This window comes from Tautonia rosea, from assembly GCF_012958305.1.
In the GTDB taxonomy this organism is placed as follows: Bacteria; Planctomycetota; Planctomycetia; order Isosphaerales; family Isosphaeraceae; genus Tautonia; species Tautonia rosea.
Genome location: NZ_JABBYO010000011.1, coordinates 1 through 15,732 on the forward strand (window position 1 = coordinate 1; position 15,732 = coordinate 15,732).

Annotated in this window: 17 protein-coding genes; 13 read left to right on the top strand and 4 right to left on the bottom strand. The window is 65.0% G+C overall.

The features are described from left to right. Nucleotides 1-460 (bottom strand): phage integrase N-terminal SAM-like domain-containing protein (locus HG800_RS18750; protein WP_169978288.1); only part of this gene is annotated, 460 nt, incomplete at its 3' end. A gap of 152 nt (nucleotides 461-612) precedes the next feature. Between HG800_RS18750 and HG800_RS18755 the strand changes: the two genes are divergently transcribed. The 4 genes from HG800_RS18755 (at nucleotide 613) to HG800_RS18770 (ending at nucleotide 2,128) form a co-directional block, all read left to right on the top strand. Further along, on the top strand, nucleotides 613-837 hold the full coding sequence (locus HG800_RS18755; protein ID WP_169978290.1) for a hypothetical protein: 225 nt from the start codon (nucleotides 613-615) through the stop codon (nucleotides 835-837). Then, a complete protein-coding gene (locus HG800_RS18760; RefSeq protein ID WP_169978292.1) occupies nucleotides 837-1,055 on the top strand; it encodes a hypothetical protein in 219 nt (72 codons plus the stop codon). Before HG800_RS18755 ends, HG800_RS18760 begins: the two co-directional genes overlap by 1 nt. Then, entirely contained in the window at nucleotides 1,052-1,399 is a 348-nt protein-coding gene (locus HG800_RS18765) for a type II toxin-antitoxin system PemK/MazF family toxin (protein WP_169978293.1), read from the top strand. The genes HG800_RS18760 and HG800_RS18765 overlap by 4 nt, the downstream gene beginning before the upstream one ends. 330 nt (nucleotides 1,400-1,729) lie before the next feature. Further along, on the top strand, nucleotides 1,730-2,128 hold the full coding sequence (locus HG800_RS18770) for a hypothetical protein (RefSeq protein ID WP_169978295.1): 399 nt from the start codon (nucleotides 1,730-1,732) through the stop codon (nucleotides 2,126-2,128). 683 nt (nucleotides 2,129-2,811) lie between these two features. Here HG800_RS18770 and HG800_RS18775 read toward each other — a convergent pair. Next, nucleotides 2,812-3,180: a hypothetical protein gene (locus HG800_RS18775; RefSeq protein WP_169978297.1), complete on the bottom strand. Its 369-nt coding sequence runs from the start codon at nucleotides 3,178-3,180 to the stop codon at nucleotides 2,812-2,814. Nucleotides 3,181-3,209: 29 nt separating this feature from the next. Between HG800_RS18775 and HG800_RS18780 the strand changes: the two genes are divergently transcribed. The 6 genes from HG800_RS18780 to HG800_RS18805 all read left to right on the top strand — a co-directional run bounded on the left by HG800_RS18780 (nucleotide 3,210) and on the right by HG800_RS18805 (nucleotide 10,321). After that, nucleotides 3,210-3,521: a hypothetical protein gene (locus tag HG800_RS18780; protein ID WP_169978299.1), complete on the top strand. Its 312-nt coding sequence runs from the start codon at nucleotides 3,210-3,212 to the stop codon at nucleotides 3,519-3,521. Between the two features lie 337 nt (nucleotides 3,522-3,858). Continuing rightward, nucleotides 3,859-4,452 carry a hypothetical protein gene (locus tag HG800_RS18785; protein WP_169978301.1) on the top strand — a complete coding sequence of 198 codons (594 nt, stop codon included), beginning with the start codon at nucleotides 3,859-3,861 and terminating at the stop codon, nucleotides 4,450-4,452. A gap of 312 nt (nucleotides 4,453-4,764) precedes the next feature. Next, the gene (locus HG800_RS18790; protein ID WP_169978303.1) at nucleotides 4,765-5,766 is read left to right on the top strand and encodes a metallophosphoesterase family protein; all 1,002 of its coding nucleotides are present in this window, start codon (nucleotides 4,765-4,767) and stop codon (nucleotides 5,764-5,766) included. A 200-nt stretch (nucleotides 5,767-5,966) separates the two neighbouring features. Further along, a complete protein-coding gene (locus HG800_RS18795) occupies nucleotides 5,967-7,328 on the top strand; it encodes a Gfo/Idh/MocA family oxidoreductase (RefSeq protein ID WP_169978305.1) in 1,362 nt (453 codons plus the stop codon). Nucleotides 7,329-7,447: 119 nt separating this feature from the next. Next, nucleotides 7,448-8,815: a Gfo/Idh/MocA family protein gene (locus tag HG800_RS18800; protein ID WP_169978307.1), complete on the top strand. Its 1,368-nt coding sequence runs from the start codon at nucleotides 7,448-7,450 to the stop codon at nucleotides 8,813-8,815. 237 nt (nucleotides 8,816-9,052) lie between these two features. After that, on the top strand, nucleotides 9,053-10,321 hold the full coding sequence (locus tag HG800_RS18805; protein ID WP_235963795.1) for a PQQ-dependent sugar dehydrogenase: 1,269 nt from the start codon (nucleotides 9,053-9,055) through the stop codon (nucleotides 10,319-10,321). On the opposite strand, the gene HG800_RS18810 is transcribed toward HG800_RS18805, so the two are convergent. Then, nucleotides 10,270-12,066 carry a potassium/proton antiporter gene (locus HG800_RS18810; RefSeq protein WP_169978599.1) on the bottom strand — a complete coding sequence of 599 codons (1,797 nt, stop codon included), beginning with the start codon at nucleotides 12,064-12,066 and terminating at the stop codon, nucleotides 10,270-10,272. The genes HG800_RS18805 and HG800_RS18810 overlap by 52 nt on opposite strands. A gap of 352 nt (nucleotides 12,067-12,418) precedes the next feature. After that, nucleotides 12,419-13,519, bottom strand: coding sequence for a M48 family metallopeptidase (locus HG800_RS18815; protein WP_315852062.1), 1,101 nt, complete (start codon nucleotides 13,517-13,519; stop codon nucleotides 12,419-12,421). A gap of 244 nt (nucleotides 13,520-13,763) precedes the next feature. Between HG800_RS18815 and HG800_RS18820 the strand changes: the two genes are divergently transcribed. From HG800_RS18820 to HG800_RS18830, 3 genes are all read left to right on the top strand, one after another. Then, nucleotides 13,764-14,168: a BlaI/MecI/CopY family transcriptional regulator gene (locus HG800_RS18820; RefSeq protein ID WP_169978309.1), complete on the top strand. Its 405-nt coding sequence runs from the start codon at nucleotides 13,764-13,766 to the stop codon at nucleotides 14,166-14,168. Nucleotides 14,169-14,246: 78 nt separating this feature from the next. Continuing rightward, nucleotides 14,247-14,477: a hypothetical protein gene (locus HG800_RS18825; protein WP_169978311.1), complete on the top strand. Its 231-nt coding sequence runs from the start codon at nucleotides 14,247-14,249 to the stop codon at nucleotides 14,475-14,477. A gap of 152 nt (nucleotides 14,478-14,629) precedes the next feature. Next, the gene (locus tag HG800_RS18830) at nucleotides 14,630-15,658 is read left to right on the top strand and encodes a hypothetical protein (RefSeq protein ID WP_169978313.1); all 1,029 of its coding nucleotides are present in this window, start codon (nucleotides 14,630-14,632) and stop codon (nucleotides 15,656-15,658) included. Nucleotides 15,659-15,732: the final 74 nt, after the last annotated feature.

A 15,732-nucleotide genomic window follows, 5' to 3' on the forward strand; every position in this document is an offset into this window, starting at 1 on the left:
TCAGGTGATTCTGGCCGAAATCGACGTCCTTGACCCGCAGGCGGAGGCCCTCCAGCAGGCGGAGCCCGGCGCCATAGAGCAGGCTGGCGATGAGCCATTTCTCGGCGGTGAGGAGGTCGAGGACCGCCTTGACCTCCTCTCGGGTTAGGACGACGGGGAGGCGATCGGGCCTCCGGGCGCGGACGACCTCGCCGAACTCGCCGAGGGGCCGGTCGAGCACCTCCTGGTCCAGGAACAGCAGGGCCGCCATCGCCTGGTTCTGGGTCGAGGCCGCCACCTTCCGCTCGACGGCCAGGAATGTGAGGAAGGCGTTGACCTCGGCTTCGCCGAGCTCGACCGGGTGCCTCGTGCCGTGGAAGTGGATGAACTGCCGGATCCCGTTGACGTACGCATCCTCGGTCCGGATGCTGGAGTGACGGACCCGGATCGCCTCGCGGACCTGATCGAGCAACCTGGGCATGGTCGTCGTTTCCCGTTCGTTCGGCGTGTGCTCCCCGAGACTCGGGGGCGATTGCACGGACGAACAGACGGTGATTTCCAGATCCGAGTGCCCGGCGGATCACATGGGGCGTGGGGGTGTTTGGAATCGATCCCAAACGTGGGAGCCGCACGATGTCGACCGAAGCCGCCCCGCGATCGGAGAAGCAGATGGCCCTGGAGGCCCTCCGCCAGATGCCTGAGGCGGCGACGCTCGAACAGATGAGCGAGGAACTGGCCATCCTGGCCGCGATCCGTCGCGGTGAGGAAGCTGTCGACGCGGGTCGGGTGCTCACCCACAAGGAGGTCACGCGGAGGTCGGCCTCATGGATTCCGAGACAAACCGGGGAAGCAAGGTGATGCCCATCGAACTGACCGAGCAGCAGCAACGAACCCTCGACGGGGCGGACGAGACCCCTCCTCGGGTGGTCGATCCGAGGACGAACCGGGCGTACGTCCTGATTCCCGAGGGGGATTACGAGGACTTGCGCGAGCTGCTCGAAGACGATCGCCGGCAACGAGCCATTCGCAAGGTGGCGCTACGCAATGCGGCCGGACGGATGGACGAGCAACCGTGATCAGACCCGGCGAAGTCTACGTGGCCGACTTCGACGAGGCGGGTCCTCATCCGGTCATCGTCATCTCCCGAGCCGAGTTGAACCGCGGCCGGTACGTGCTGGCCGTCGTTTGCACCTCGGCCCGGTTCGCGGTGCGAAGCACCCTGCCCTCTTGCGTCGCCCTCCGTGCGGGGCAGTTCGGGTTTACGACCGATTGCGTGGCCCAGTGCGAGAATCTGCTCTCGATCGAGACGACGCAGCTCGACCTCGATTCCGGGCCGATCGGCCTGCTCGACGATCTGACGATGCGAGACGTGATCAAGGCGATCGGGTACGTGATGGATTCCGACTGCGAGCCCCTCTGATCGCGACCCGAGCGCTGCCCTTGCCCCCTCGATCACTCGCGCACCGGCCACCCGTTGCGAACGCGAGGCCCGGGCACGTTTGCCCGATCTGTTACGTCCACGTTTCCCGGGGATTTCGCTTGCAAGCCCCAAATCATTTCGGCATGATCGGGATGTGAAATGGAACTATGTGGACGAATGGGCGTGTTACAACACGGACATTCGTCCGTCTACAACAGGTTAGGCGGCGGAAGGCTTCCAATCAAACCGCGAAGCGAATATCACGCAGAGGCCGACGAAGTACCGTCCGGGCTTTACTTTCGCCAACTAGTCCAACGAGGGTTTCCGTCCGTGGACTGGCAATTTCTGCTCGGCTTATCGACCGCAATCGGTGCCATCGCGGGTTGGTTCGTCCTTCACATTCTCGAAGGGCGACGTCATCGCGAGAACAGGCGACGCGAGTTGATCACCCAGTTACTGATCGAGGCTTACCGTCGCCTGGAAGGCTGCGTCGAGCGATCAAATCCGCTCGATTTGGAGTCAGCGATAGCTGACATTCAGTTGTTCGGCTCTCGTCGGCAAGTCGAGTTGGCTCAAGCATTCGCGGTTCAGTTTGCAAACGAGGGTAGTGCGATCCTCGATAACGTCCTCGTCTCGCTCCGCGATGATCTGCATCGAGAACTTCGTCTAGAGGCGGTGCCACGGACTTTGATGTACTTTCGTATACACGAAACACAAGGAGACGCCTAACCGCTCTCATGGCCAATTTTGTCAAGAGCGTACCTTCGACGGCGGTGGCAGGTGAAGGGTTCCTGACCGGGTTCGGGGTGAGGCTCGGCGTGACGGATCGGCTCGGGACGCGGTCGGCGCGGGAAGGGTCGGGTGGATGAGTCGCGATGCGAAGGGGCATCGGCTCGCAAACCGCGCTCGGGGGTCGGCACGAGGGGGACGATCGGCGTCGTCGGCTCGTGGTGGGGGGTCGAGGGAACGGGGTCCCGGCGAGCGTCCACGCCCCAGGCACTCCTCCGCGGCCCGCCGGCCGGCCGTTCATCGCGTTGGGCTCACGTGTGAAAACGTTTCCGGTTAGGAAATGGCTTGGCGGCGGGGCCGATGGGCTCCCGATCGGCGAGGCGGCCGATCGGGGGTGGTTCGGGTCGGGGCGGGTCGATACGGAGGTCCCGCCGGGGCCGGGGCGAGCCGGCCGGACTCTTCGCGGCGAGGTCGGGGCGCGGCGGCGTGGCGGGAGGCGGTCGCGAGGTGCTGATGTCTGGGTGCCACTGGCTCTGCCAGTGCACCCCGTCCGATCGGCACTGGCAGAGCCAGTGGCACCCAGCGGGGGAGCGAGGATCGGAAGCATGAGAAATACGATGATCTTCTGATGCATCCAAAGAATAAGAAGGAATCCCGACGAGGAGCTGGGGCAAAGCGAGTCTTCAAGCGTGCCCCGGATGAAACGGCCTCCGACACCGGGGCACGCGACGCTTTGCGCCCGGCCACCCGTCAGTGAGGCAACCGGCGACGGTGCAGGCCTCGAAGACGACCAGGTCGGGGCGGATGCGGTCGAGGGCCTTCCTCAAGGCCTCGGGGTTGGTGGGGAGGGTGGCGAAGGTCGCTTCAGTGGTTTCGGAGTCGGAGACGCAGGTGACGCTCTTGAACTTGCCGAGGTCGATGCCGATGATGGAGGCCCTGGTCGTGGGGCTCCTCGGTGCGGTGCCTGGGGAGTTCGTTTGCCACCTCAAGGTGACCCCTCGGCTGACATGGATTCTTGAGGCGGCAAAGAGCTTGCTGCGAACCGATGTCACTCCCTGTCTTCCGACTCTATCGGGGCGGAGTGCTGCTCGGCACGATCGACCTCGCCGGCGGGGCAAGCGATTTCCCTTGGAGTGGAGGGACGTTCCTCTCGGAGCCGGAGTTCGAGTCGGTGCGGGGCCTCTTCACCGAGGAGCTCGCCCAGTTCGAGCGGGACCCGGGCGAGCCATGGGAGCGGCTCTACGCCGAGATCGTTCGGCCCGGGCTTTGGCTGGAACAGGTCGGGAGCGGGGTGACCCACCACCAGGTTCTCATCCATATCGACGGCGATCGGGCCTGGTTCAGGATCATCGTCGAACCCGGTGAGGCATGGAGGCGGATCGCCTTGAGGTGATCGGCTGGGTGGCACTGGCGGGCGATGAGTGCCAATGTTTGGATGCCACTGGCTCTGCCAGAACCGGGCCCGACCGGAGCACTGGCAGAGCCAGTGGCACCCGAACTGAAGGGGCGAGGGTTCACCCGCGGTTGCCGCGGACCTCGCCCGCAGCGGTGTGTCGTCATTCAATCCAAGGGAGTCTCGGCGGCCGGGTCCGCTGAACCTTTGCGTGAGCCGACAGAGGTGTGGGCCGGCAGGTGGCCGGGGCAAATCGAGTCTTCGAGCGTGCCCCGTCGCGACGACTCCGGGCTGCGGTCGCGGGTCCCGGGGGAGGATCTCGAGGAGGGGAGGACACATGGCGCGTGCCCGAAGACCGCGACAACCGGCCGACATGATGGACCCGTACGAGAGGGTGATGGAGGCCCGCCGCACCGGGAGGGAGAAGGCCCGCGCCCGGCGCCCGGCCGACGAGAAGGTACTGCGCGAGGTCGCGACGAAGTTTCGCCGCGCCATGGAAGGGCTCCGCGGCGAGGAACACTGGGACGACTTCAAGTGGCTGAACGGCTTCCCCCGAAGCTGCTGCGTCATCACGAGCCGTCTTCTCGGCAGGTATCTGCACGAGGCGGGGTTCCTGGGCGTGGAGGGCCGGAGCGGGGAGAACCTCTCCCCCTGGATTGTGCGGGACGAGATTTACCACCATACCTGGATTGAGGTTCAGGGGATCATCGTCGACCTTACCGCCGACCAATTCAAGGTCATCCGCCGGTCCGGAGGGGGCACTTCGCGTCCTCCGGGAGTCATCGTGACGACCAATCGAATCTTCCACGATGAGTTTCTTTGTTCGCCCAAGAAGGAGCTGACTGAGTGCTGGTGCGAGCCGCAGCGGAAGGAGTGGGCTGAGGCGGGATGGCCTCAGTTATACGAGAGAGTTGTCGCAAAGCTCCGATAGGGGGGCAGGGAGCCGGGGCAACGTCTTCGTGCCCCGATCCGCTCGGCACTGGTCGAGCCGCCTCACGACTCTTATGGCCTCTTGATGTCAAGGGGGCACGTCGACGGGGAGCGGCGGGGGTGAGGATGAACCCGTTGGCCGTCCCCGGCTCGGCCGGCCGCGGAGGACAGCGAGGAGCCTCCGGGATCGTCCGGCAACGGGGGGACAGGACGGGAGGATGCCCCGTTCATGAGAAGTTTACGGGCGAGCGAGGGTGACAGCGAGTATCATCGTGCCCGGAAATTCGAATTCTTCGCAGGTTTGGAGGCTCACATGCTTATTTCGCGTGCTCGGGGTGATTCGGCGGAGTCGGTGGCAACTGGGATGACCCGTCGCGGTGTCTTCCGGGCGGCGGCCGGGGCGGCGGGAGGGGCGGTGCTGCTGGGGTCGGCAGCGGAGGCGGCCACCCCGAAGGGTCGGCGCGTGCTGAGGCTGGCACATCTGACGGATATCCATATTACACCCGAGCGGAATGCCGAGGCGGGGTTTGCAGCCTGCTTGGAGCATGTGCAAGGGCTGGATGATGCGCCGGAGCTCATCCTGTTCGGGGGTGATTGCATCATGGATGCCTTCGCGCAGGATCCGGAGACGGTGTCGAAGCAGTGGAACCTGTGGCATCGGCGGCTGGAGCAGGATTGCTCGTTGCCGGTTGAGTCGTGCATCGGCAATCACGACGTTTGGGGGTGGAGAGGAGGAGGGTTCGAGCCGTCGACCGACGGCAGTTGTCCGGGGAAGCGCTCGGCGGTTGAGGAGCTGGGGCTACCGGGGCGCTACCGGGCGTTTGAGAAGGCCGGTTGGAAGTTTGTGGTGCTCGACAGCACGTATCCCGGGGCCGAGCCGGGCACGTACACGGCCAAGATCGACGAGGAACAATTCGACTGGCTGGTGAAGGAACTGGAAGCGACCCCGGCCTCGACGCCGATCCTGGTGCTTTCGCATATTCCGATCATGGCCGCGTGCCCGTTTCTCGATGGAGACAATGAACAGAGCGGCAACTGGCAGGTGCCCGGTGCGTGGATGCACATCGACGCCCGCAGGCTGACGGCGCTGTTTCACGAGCGAGGGAACGTGCGGGCCTGCCTGAGCGGACATATCCACCTGGCCGACAGGGTCGATTACCTGGGCACGACGTATTCCTGCAACGGGGCCGTCTGCGGCGGGTGGTGGAAAGGACCGTACCAGCAGTTCGGCCCGGCCTACGCGGTCGTCGAGCTGTACGACGACGGATCGTCCGAATGCCGCATGATTTCCTATGGATGGGACAGCCAGGGGTGATTGGTGGTCGATCGGGTGTGCGCTCCGGGACTGTCGCGGTTTCGGGAGGAGCCCGGAGCGGTGATGCCCCGGAGCGGCCGATGCTGGCAGAGTGCTTTCGCGGCCGTTAGGATCGAGGCGAGCGAATCCTCTCGGCCGGGGACCTCACGTTCCGGGCCATGTGATCGGGTCACTCGAACCAAAGAAAAAGGGTGAGGCCAATGACCTCCAAGCAAGGGCTTTCGCGTCGGGGATTTGTCGGGTCGGTGGGCGTTGCAGCGGGAGCCGCAACGTTTGGGATCAGGACGTCGGGGGCGAGCCCGGCGCAGGATCGGGTGCGGCTGGGCCTGATCGGCGCGGGGAGCCGAGGGAACCAACTGCTCAGCGAGTTTTTGAAGCGGGATCAGGTGCAGTTCGTGGCCGTGGCCGACGTGGATGACACGCACGCGAACGAGACGGCCGAGCGGATTCACCGAGAGAAAGGGGGCGAGCGGCCGGAGTCGATGCGCGACTACCGCAAGATGCTCGACCGGGACGACCTGGACGCGGTGGTGATCGCGACGCCGGACCACTGGCATGCGCACCCGACGATTCACGCCTGCCAGGCGGGCAAGGATGTTTATGTTGAGAAACCTTTGGCCCATAATGTGGTCGAAGGCCAGGCGATGTTCAAGGCGGCGCGGAAGTATGAGCGGGTAGTGGGAGTCGGCACGCAGCAGCGATCGAGCGAGAACTTCCGCAAGGCGGTCGAGTCGATTCGAGAGGGGAAGATTGGGCGGGTCCACTGGATCCAGACCTGGAACTTCGAGAACATCAGCCCGTTCGGCATGGGAGTCACCCCGGACAGTGAGCCGCCGTCGCACATCGATTACGACGCCTGGCTGGGGCCGGCGCCGTTGCGACCGTTCAACATCAACCGCTATCACCTCTTGTTCCGCTGGTTCTTCGACTATGCCGGCGGCATGATGAGTGACTGGGGTGTGCATTTGAATGATATCGCCTTGTGGGCTCTTGATCAAAAAGGGCCGACGACGGTGAACACAACCGGCGGGATCTGGACGGTGAAGGATGACCGCGACACGCCGGACACGATGCAGGTGGTGTATGAGTTCCCGGGCGATTGCGTGTTGACGTACTCGATGCGCAAGGGGAACGGCTACCCGATGAACGGGCACGGCTACGGGATCTTGTTCTGCGGAACCGACGGGACCTTGTTCATCGACCGATCGGGACATGAGATTTTCCCCGATCGGATGGCCGAGCCTTATGGCATCAAGCTGATCAAGGGAGAAGTGCCCACGCGGTCGATTCCCACGCAGGCCGAACAATTCAAGGCCCAGGACGACGGCCTTCCCGATCACGTGACCGACTGGCTCGATTGCCTGAAGACCCGAGGGCGGCCGATCTGCGATGTCGAGGTCACGCACTGGTCGACCAACACGACGCACCTGGGGAACATCTCGTACCTGCTTGGCCGGAAGCTGACGTGGGACTCCGAGACCGAGACCTTCCCCGGCGACGACGAGGCGAACCGGTTGCTCTCAAGGCCGTATCGGACCGGGTATGAGCTGCCGGAGGTCTGAGCGGAACGGGTTGTCTTGATCCCCTCTCCCCCGTTTGCGGGGGAGAGGCACACTCTAACAATTGCTTTTAAAGACGTTTGTCTCCTCTTCGTTCGCCTGGTATTCAGGGAGCCCACGCGATGGCGCACCGTTTTGATCGTCGGCAGTTTTTCCGATCGACGTCGGCCGCGGCGGCCGGGTTTTTGATTTTGAGCAAGGATGAGCGGGTAGCGTTCGGGAGGTCGCCGAACGATCGGGTGGCGATCGCGTGCATCGGGGTGGGAGGAAAGGGGAGGAGCGATACGGATCACGCGGCGAGCTGCGGGCAGGTGGTGGCGCTGTGTGATATTGATGATCAGCGTTTGACGCAGAAGGCGGAGCAGTACCCGGAGGCGAAAACGTTTCACGACTTCCGGGAATTGCTGGACACGCTCGACGATCGGGTGGATGCGGTGGTCGTGAGCACGGCCGATCATACGCACGCGGTCATCGCGATGGCGGCGATGAAGCGAGGCAAGCATGTGTATTGTCAGAAGCCGCTGGCGCATTCACCGTTTGAAGCGAGGATGATGAAGGAGGCGGCGCAACGCTACGGCGTGGCGACGCAGATGGGCAATCAAGGGACGGCGTCGAACGGGTTCCGGACGGGGGTCGAGCTGATCCGAGCAGGGGTGATTGGGCCGGTGAAGGAGGTGCATGTCTGGACGAATCGGCCGTTCAAGTACTGGAAGCAGGCGCCCGACATCGTGGCAAGGCCGACCGAAACGCCGCCGATTCCCGATCATGTGAAGTGGGATTTGTTCCTTGGCCCCGCGCCGGAGCGGCCGTATCACCCGGTCTATCACCCGCACGACTGGCGAGGGTGGTGGGACTTCGGCACCGGGTCGCTCGGTGACATGGCCTGCCATACAGCGAATCTGCCGTTCATGGGGTTGAACCTGGGCTATCCGACGCGGTTCTCGGCCGAGAGCGGGGAGATCAACCCGGAAACGTACCCGGCCTGGGCGACGATTACCTATGAATTCCCGGCGCGGGGGGACTTGCCGCCGGTGAAATTGACCTGGTACGAGGGGGCGAAGAACGGCGAGCGGAACCTGCCCGATCCGGCCTTGTTCCAGGGGAGAGAGGCGGTCGATAGCGGCTCGCTCTTGATTGGCGAGCGCGGGTCGTTGTACTCGCCGAGCGATTACGGGATGGATCAGGTCTTGTTGCCGGCCGATCGCTTCTCGGGCTTCTCGCCGCCGGAGCAGACGCTGGAACGGCTCGGCGGCGAGGACGAGCGGGACCTGAACGCCAAGCGGGAATGGGTTCGGGCGATCGAAGGAGGCCCTGCGCCGCTGGGGAACTTCGATTACGCGGCGGTGTTGACCGAGTCGATGCTGCTGGGGAACGTGGCGGTGCGGCTGGGCAAGGCGATTGATTACGACGCGAAGTCGATGAGCGTGGCCGACCTTCCCGAAGCGGCGGCGCTCATCAAGACGCCGTACCGGCAAGGCTGGACGCTCTGAGTCTCAGGAAGGACCGATCCCACGCCCGAGGCGAAACGAGGCGAACGGGTCTCCCTGGGGCGTTGGATTTGTTTAGAATGAGTTTGAACACGGTGGGGCCGATCGCGGGCATGGAGTCATGCGTGCGATCGGTTCTTCGGTGTGCCTGCGGCGGCGTCTTGAGGCGCGGCCGGTTGGTCTGATCCCGCCTTCTCCGCCCGACTCGTTGGACTCGACCCTACCCCGGAGATCGACTGCATGCCCCTTCCGAAGACACCCATGCTCCGACGGAACCTGGTGCTTGGGCTTGTAATGGCGCTTGCCGTTGCCGCCCGCCCCGCCTCGGCTGCCCTGCCCGCCGACGACACCCTGCCGGAACTGTACACCGAGGTCGCCTTCCCGAACCTGACGTTCGATCGGCCGGTCGTGCTGGCGTATCCGAACGATGAGCACAACTTGCTGTTCGTCGTCGAGCAGCACAATGCCCAGATTTATTCGTTTCCGAACGACTTACAGACGGATGATAAGCAGTTGTTCCTCGACCTGCCGCAGACGATCGGCAAGGACAACGAGGAAGGGTTGCTCGGCTTGGCCTTCCATCCGAAGTATGCCGAGAACGGGCAGTTTTATGTCTATTACTCGGCCACGAACCCGAGGCGTTCGGTCGTCTCGCGGTTCAACGTGTCGAAGGACGACCCGCGCAAGGCGGACCCGAACAGCGAGCAGGTGATCTGGGTCTCGGCCGATCAGCCGTACGGCAATCACAACGGCGGCTGCATCGAGTTTGGGCCGGATGGTTACTTGTACATTTCGCTCGGTGACGGGGGGGCGGCCGACGACCCGTTGAGCACCGGTCAGAACCCGACGGACTGGTTCGGCTCGATCTTGCGGATCGACGTGGACACTCCCGAAGGGGGCAAGGCCTACGGGATTCCGAGCGACAACCCGGCGAAGCGCGACCCGAAGTTTTCTCACTGGGCTCCGGAGGTTTACGCGATCGGGATTCGAAATATCTGGAAGTTCACCTTTGATCGGGAGACCGGCGACCTGTGGGCCGGAGACGTTGGTCAGAACAAGTGGGAAGAGGTGATCAAGGTCGTCAACGCGGGCAACTACGGCTGGAACGTGTACGAAGGGTTCCATCCGTTCAAGATTCGGGGGAACCGGGTTGAGCGGTCGTCGCCGGTCTTGCCGCCGATTGTCGAGTATCCGCACCCGGACGTGCCGGCGGCGCAGCGTCGAGGGCGGAACGACGTGGGAAAGAGCATCACCGGCGGCTACGTTTACCGAGGGGATCGGATCCCGGAGCTGCAAGGGGTGTACGTGTATGGTGACTTCGAGACGTTCCGCATCTGGGGCGTGAAGGTTGATGAGCACGACGAGGTGATCGCCACGGGAGAGCTGATCGACCTTGACTCGCCTCGCCAGGCAAAGATCAACATTGCCGGCTTTGGAGAGGATTCGAGCGGCGAGCTTTACATCCTCGGGTTCGACGGGCGAATCCACCATCTCGTCCCTCGCCGCTGAGGTGGGGAAAAGGTGGGAGGAGCCTCGGGGTCGATGGGGACGATGACCATACCGACCCCGTCGATCCGGCCCGAGTCGTCCAGCTCTCGAATGCGCAAGGCAACCGGCCCGAAGGGCACGAGGCAACCGACCTCGGGCCGCTTCGGGCCGAGTCGTTCCATGATCGCCTGTTCGAGTGTCGCTTCGGGCGGGGCGTGGAGACTGAAGCCGTAGCAGGCTTCCAGATCGCCAACCCGGCTGGTGGCTCGAAGCGGGAATTCGACATCGCGAGGCAGGGCCTCGCCCGGTGCACCCTGGGCGAAGACCCGATCGACGAGGGGTCGGGTGCCGGGACCGAGGACGACAATGACGTGATCGCCGGGCAAGATGCGGGTGCTTCCCTTGGGAGGGATGACGCGGTCGCCGCGGGCGATCAGGGCGATGACGGCTCCCTCGGGCAGGGCCAGCTCACGGACCATCTTGCTGGCAGCCCGGGAGTCGAGGTTGAGGTAATAGTCGACGATGTCGCCATCGACGTGGCGGAGTGAGGTCAGTTCCAACGTCACCGGGGCGGAGGGTTCCGGAGGCCGTTGCAGGCCGAGCTTGCGCGCGAGGATCGGCAGAGTCCAGCCCTGGAAGAGCGCCGAGACGAGCACGACGAAGAAGACGACGTCGAAGATCCGGTTGGCATTGGCGATTTGAAAGAGGAACGGGAAGGTGGCGAGGGTGATCGGCACGGCCCCCTTCAACCCTCCCCAGGAGAGGAAGATCAACTCTCGCCAGGTGAAGCGGAAGGGCAAGAGCGTGAGGCCGACCGCGACCGGCCGGGCCACAAACACCAGGACTGCCGCCAGCAGCAGGCCCTGAGGGGCCACGTCGACCAGGCGGCTGGGGAAGCTCAAGAGCCCGAGCACCACGAACATGACGATCTGAGCCAGCCAGGCCCCGGCGTCGTGGAAGAGGAAGATCCCTCGCTTGAACACGAGTCGACTATTGCCGAGGACGATTCCGGCGAGGTAGACCGCGAGGAAACCGCTGCCGTCGAACGCGACGGTCAGCCCGTAGGCAAGCATGCCGACGGCCGTGGCCAGCACGGGGTACAGCCCGGCCGATTCGAGGCGGATGCGGTTAATGAGCTGAACCCCGAGGAAGCCCACGCCAAGACCGATGACCGTGCCGCCGATTGCCTGAGTGGCAAACAGGCCGAGCAGTTCTGGCCCGAACGCCAGGTCGCCGCGAATCACGCCGATCAGGCCGATCGTCAGGAAAATCGCCATCGGGTCGTTCGATCCGCTCTCGACCTCCAGGGTCGACGACAGGCGGCCGGGCAGCCGAATGCCCCCCGATCGTAAGACCGCGAAGACGGCCGCCGCGTCGGTCGATCCGACGATGCTGCCCAGCAGCATGCCATCGATCAGCTTCAGGCCGAGCACCCAGGCCGCGGCAGCCCCCATGATGGCCGACGTGAGCAAGACCCCCAGCGTCGCCAGGGCCGACGCCGGTTTCCAGGCCGTCTGGAAGGCCGACAGCGGCGTACTCAATCCGCCATCGAACAGGATGAGGGTCAACGCCAGCGTTCCGACGCCGTAGGCCAGCTCGTAGTCCTCGAAGTTGATCCCACCGATCCCCTCCGACCCGGCCAGCATTCCCAGGATCAGGAACAAGACGAGCACGGGAATGCCCGCCCGCGCCGAGAACTTGCTCGACGCGATGCCGAGCAGGATCAGAACGCTCGCAATCAGAATCAACGCTTCGGCGGGAAACATGCAGGAGGACTCTCCGGTTTCGAAGGCGTGCGGGGCGATGCGGTCGGTCGAACGGATGCGGGCACCCTCGTCTGGCCTGGCGGCCATCCACTCTCTCGCGAGGCGGGGGAGAGGGTTGAGGGGAGGGGTCTGGGTTCGGATCGCAAGGCGTGGCGTCCGCGTCACAGACCCCCTCACCCGGCCTTTGGCAACCCTCTCCCCCGCGAGCGGGGGAGAGGGTTGAGGGTCGGTCTCCCTCTCTCCGCGAGCAGGGGAGAGGACCGGGGGAGAGGGGACCGCGCCTGGAAATCGAGGGCCGCACTAGCTTACCCGGTCGACGACGGGGGGGCGATCGCAACTGGAGCGATCCTGTTCAGCTTCCGGACCGATGGAAGACGGTGGGAGAGGTGGAGAACGTGACCCCGAACAGCCGGTTGTGGAGCATTTGCTCAAGGATCGTCGGATCGCCGAGCATCGTCTCGGCCGGAACGTGATCGAGGTCCGAGACGGGTCGAGACGGATAGGCATGAACAATCGCCAGGCGGTCGATCAACGGAGGGTGAGCGGCGTCGGTCCGGGTCGGCAGATCGCTCAGGACGCGGTGACGCATGGCCGTCATCAGGGGGGCGGGCAATCGCTGCCAGAAGGCGCGGAACGTGGCGTAGAGGTTCGGCACGCCGGGGGCATCGGGATCGTAATGTTCCAGGACTTCACGGAAAATCGGCTGCACGAGGGCGACCTTGACCAGGGCCGAGGCGGTGGCATCGCCCCCGGCCACACCGGCGGCGAAGCGGTCGGCGCGGGCCTCCTGGCCCCGGGCGATCGGGGCGAGCAAGCGGGAACCGACGGCGAAACTGCCACGAGCCCAACCTCGGAGCGGACTGCGCGACGGTTTCCTTGCGTGGTCGAGCGCGCGGCCGAGGGCCTCGACGAACCGGGCCGATCGGGCGGCGTGGGTCGCGTCGCCGCGGGCGAGGTGGGCCAGCTCGTGAGCGAGCACGGCACGCAGCTCGACCCGATTGAGCACCGAGAGCAAGGGCAATCCGATGAGCAAGGCTCGCCCTCGGCGTCCCCAGGCCGTTGCGCCGCAGCACGGGAGATAGGCCAGGCGAATTTGCCCCGGAGGCTTCGCACCGGCACGTCGGGCCAAGGCGGCAACCTCGTCGAACAGCTCGGGGGCATCGGTTCGGCCGAGGACCGGGCCGTGATCGCCGTCGGGATCGCCCGCCTCGGTCATGGGCCGGACGCCGCCGAGGGCCGCCAGCACGTCGGACCAGCCATTGATCCGATCGTCGAGCCAACCACCCAGGACCGGCACAAAGCCGCCGAGCGCGATCAAGCCGGCCGCCCCCAGCGCATTGCCGAGGGGAAAGGCGCGCTCGACGACCTCAAGGGCTAGCCCCCGAAGGTGCAAGCCCAGGCCGCCGATCGTCGCGTCCCGGCCCGGGTCGCCCCCTGCCTCGGCTCGGCTCACCCGTGCTCCTCCGCTCGACCGTGCTTGACAGATGTCCGATTCACGGTTGACCTTCTGGGACAAGTGTCTTAGGATACGAAGACCGGGGAATGCGGGTCAACCCCGGACCGCATCCACCCACCTGCCCGCCCTGCGCGATCGCCCCGCGAGTTGGGGCGTCCCCCCGCGCCGCCGAGGCCCGTTTGTTTGGGATTGAGATCACCCCGCATCTGACCCGCACTGAACCGTGGAAGGTCCCCGAGCAATGGCCAAGCGACCCCCCACCATTCCCGACTCGGAGCTGGATGTCCTGCGAATTCTCTGGGACCGCGGCCAGGCCACGGTTCGAGAGGTGCTCGACGCCTCGAAGGCCGCCGGGCGGCAGTGGACCTATGCGACCGTCGCCACCCTGCTCGACCGTCTGGAGCAGAAAGGGATGGTCAGCAGCGACCGCCGCGAGCTGGCGTTTGTGTACACTCCCAAGATCGCCGCGCAGGACGTGCGCCGCAAGCGGGTTGAGAACCTGGTGGACAAGCTCTACCAGGGAGAGCCGGGCCTGCTCGTGCTTCACCTGCTTCAGCAGCACCGGCTGGCGCCCGAACACGCGGATCAGATCCGCGCCTTGCTCGAACAGGACGACGCCGAAAGCCCAGGCTCGGATCAGGGTTGATTCGGTCCGGGTCTGGGTTCTGGTCGGGTGATTCCCGCCTGCCCGATTGCCGATCGCGTTGCTTGAGGAACGGTTGTGATGCCCCCCACCGACGGATCGAAAGCGAGAGATCCGTGGCTGGCCGCCTTGGTGCTGGCCGCGCTGGCGCTTTCGGGAGCGATGGGAGCGATGCGCGCCTCTCGGCCGTCGAACGGGACGTGCCCGGCACCGGGGATGGAGTGGGGCGGCGTCCGAGTCGGCACGCCGATTGCCCCGCTGGAGGGTCTGGGGGGCGAACGTGCCCGGCCGTCGGCTGGAGAGATCCCCTGAGGCCGGGGCTTCCGTCGCGGCTCGACTTCGGGGATCATGGGACGATCGGAAATGGACCGCGAGCCGTCGATTGACCCTGACGGCCGCGAGACGGATCGACCCGAAGCAAGACCGGCCGACCCCCGGCCGTCGGACGAACGAACCGGGGCATCATGGCGATCGTCATTTGCCAGTGCGGAACGTGGTTGAAGGCACCTGAACCGGGATCGGTCGGGTCGGGCCGATGCCCGACGTGCGGCCGGGTGATCGGCCCCGATGGGACGGTCGGCAGCGATCCGGCCCCCGAGCTGGTTGCGGGGCGTTCGAAGTTCCGATTCCGGGCCCGCCCCCCTGCCCCCTCGTTCCCGAGACGCGGGCAGCCGATCGGTCTGGGAGAGGTTTTGACGTTTCCCTTGCGCGATGGGCCGGGGCTGGTGCTGCTGGTGCTGTTCCCTCCGTTCTTGACGATCATGTCGGTGCCGGTCTTCGACATCGTGATGTTCTTCCGAGACGGGCCGAGGGGGGGATTCAACCCGTTGGCCTTGCTCTTGATTCCGTTCTCGCTGCCGTTGATCATCAGTTTTTCATTTACTGGTGGATACCTTTTGCTCTTTTTCGCCCGGGTGCTGACCGATGGGGCGATGGGCAGAACCGACCACCCGAGGTTCCCGATGTGGGACCGGCACACGATTCTGGAAGGGCTGGGGCGGTGGCTCTGGGCGGGGATCGTCGGGCTGGGGGTGGGGGCGATTCCGGTCTTGGTGTATGCGAAGCTGCGCGGCGAGTTCGGGCCGCTCGACTGGCTGGCAGTGGTTATCCTGATCGGCCTGTCGGCCGGTTACGTGCAAATGGGTCTGGCCGCGGCGATCTTGCACGACAACCTGGCGCTGGCGCATCCGCTGGCGATTGCCCGAGCCATTCGGATCATCGGTCGCGAATATCTGCCATTGTGGTTATTAACCGCATTTGCCTTATTGCTGGCGGTCGGGGTCTGGCGGCTGGTGATGTTCCACGCGCCCAGCCTGACGGCGGCCGCCCTGGGATTATGGGGACTCTGGCTGCTGTTGCTGTATGAGGGGATGGTGATCACTCACCTGCTCGGGCGCATCTGCTATCGCAACGCGATCGGCCTGGGCTGGTTCCGGAGGGAGCCGACCTGGAGTTCCTGGGACCGCTCGGGACGGATCTATTCGAACTCGTGAGGTCAACAGTGCGCTCCTGGAACGCGGATTGCTCACGAGATGGGTGAACATCCTTCCGCCCGATGAATCGTTGG

Excerpts from the sequence above, each read along its gene's own strand:
- HG800_RS18755 (WP_169978290.1), top strand. The coding sequence starts at position 613 with ATGTCGACCGAAGCCGCCCCGCGATCGGAGAAGCAGATGGCCCTGGAG.
- HG800_RS18760 (WP_169978292.1), top strand. The coding sequence starts at position 837 with ATGCCCATCGAACTGACCGAGCAGCAGCAACGAACCCTCGACGGGGCG.
- HG800_RS18785 (WP_169978301.1), top strand. The coding sequence starts at position 3,859 with ATGGCGCGTGCCCGAAGACCGCGACAACCGGCCGACATGATGGACCCG.
- HG800_RS18790 (WP_169978303.1), top strand. The coding sequence starts at position 4,765 with ATGCTTATTTCGCGTGCTCGGGGTGATTCGGCGGAGTCGGTGGCAACT.
- HG800_RS18795 (WP_169978305.1), top strand. The coding sequence starts at position 5,967 with ATGACCTCCAAGCAAGGGCTTTCGCGTCGGGGATTTGTCGGGTCGGTG.
- HG800_RS18800 (WP_169978307.1), top strand. The coding sequence starts at position 7,448 with ATGGCGCACCGTTTTGATCGTCGGCAGTTTTTCCGATCGACGTCGGCC.
- HG800_RS18805 (WP_235963795.1), top strand. The coding sequence starts at position 9,053 with ATGCCCCTTCCGAAGACACCCATGCTCCGACGGAACCTGGTGCTTGGG.
- HG800_RS18810 (WP_169978599.1), bottom strand. The coding sequence starts at position 12,066 with ATGTTTCCCGCCGAAGCGTTGATTCTGATTGCGAGCGTTCTGATCCTG.
- HG800_RS18820 (WP_169978309.1), top strand. The coding sequence starts at position 13,764 with ATGGCCAAGCGACCCCCCACCATTCCCGACTCGGAGCTGGATGTCCTG.
- HG800_RS18825 (WP_169978311.1), top strand. The coding sequence starts at position 14,247 with ATGCCCCCCACCGACGGATCGAAAGCGAGAGATCCGTGGCTGGCCGCC.
- HG800_RS18830 (WP_169978313.1), top strand. The coding sequence starts at position 14,630 with ATGGCGATCGTCATTTGCCAGTGCGGAACGTGGTTGAAGGCACCTGAA.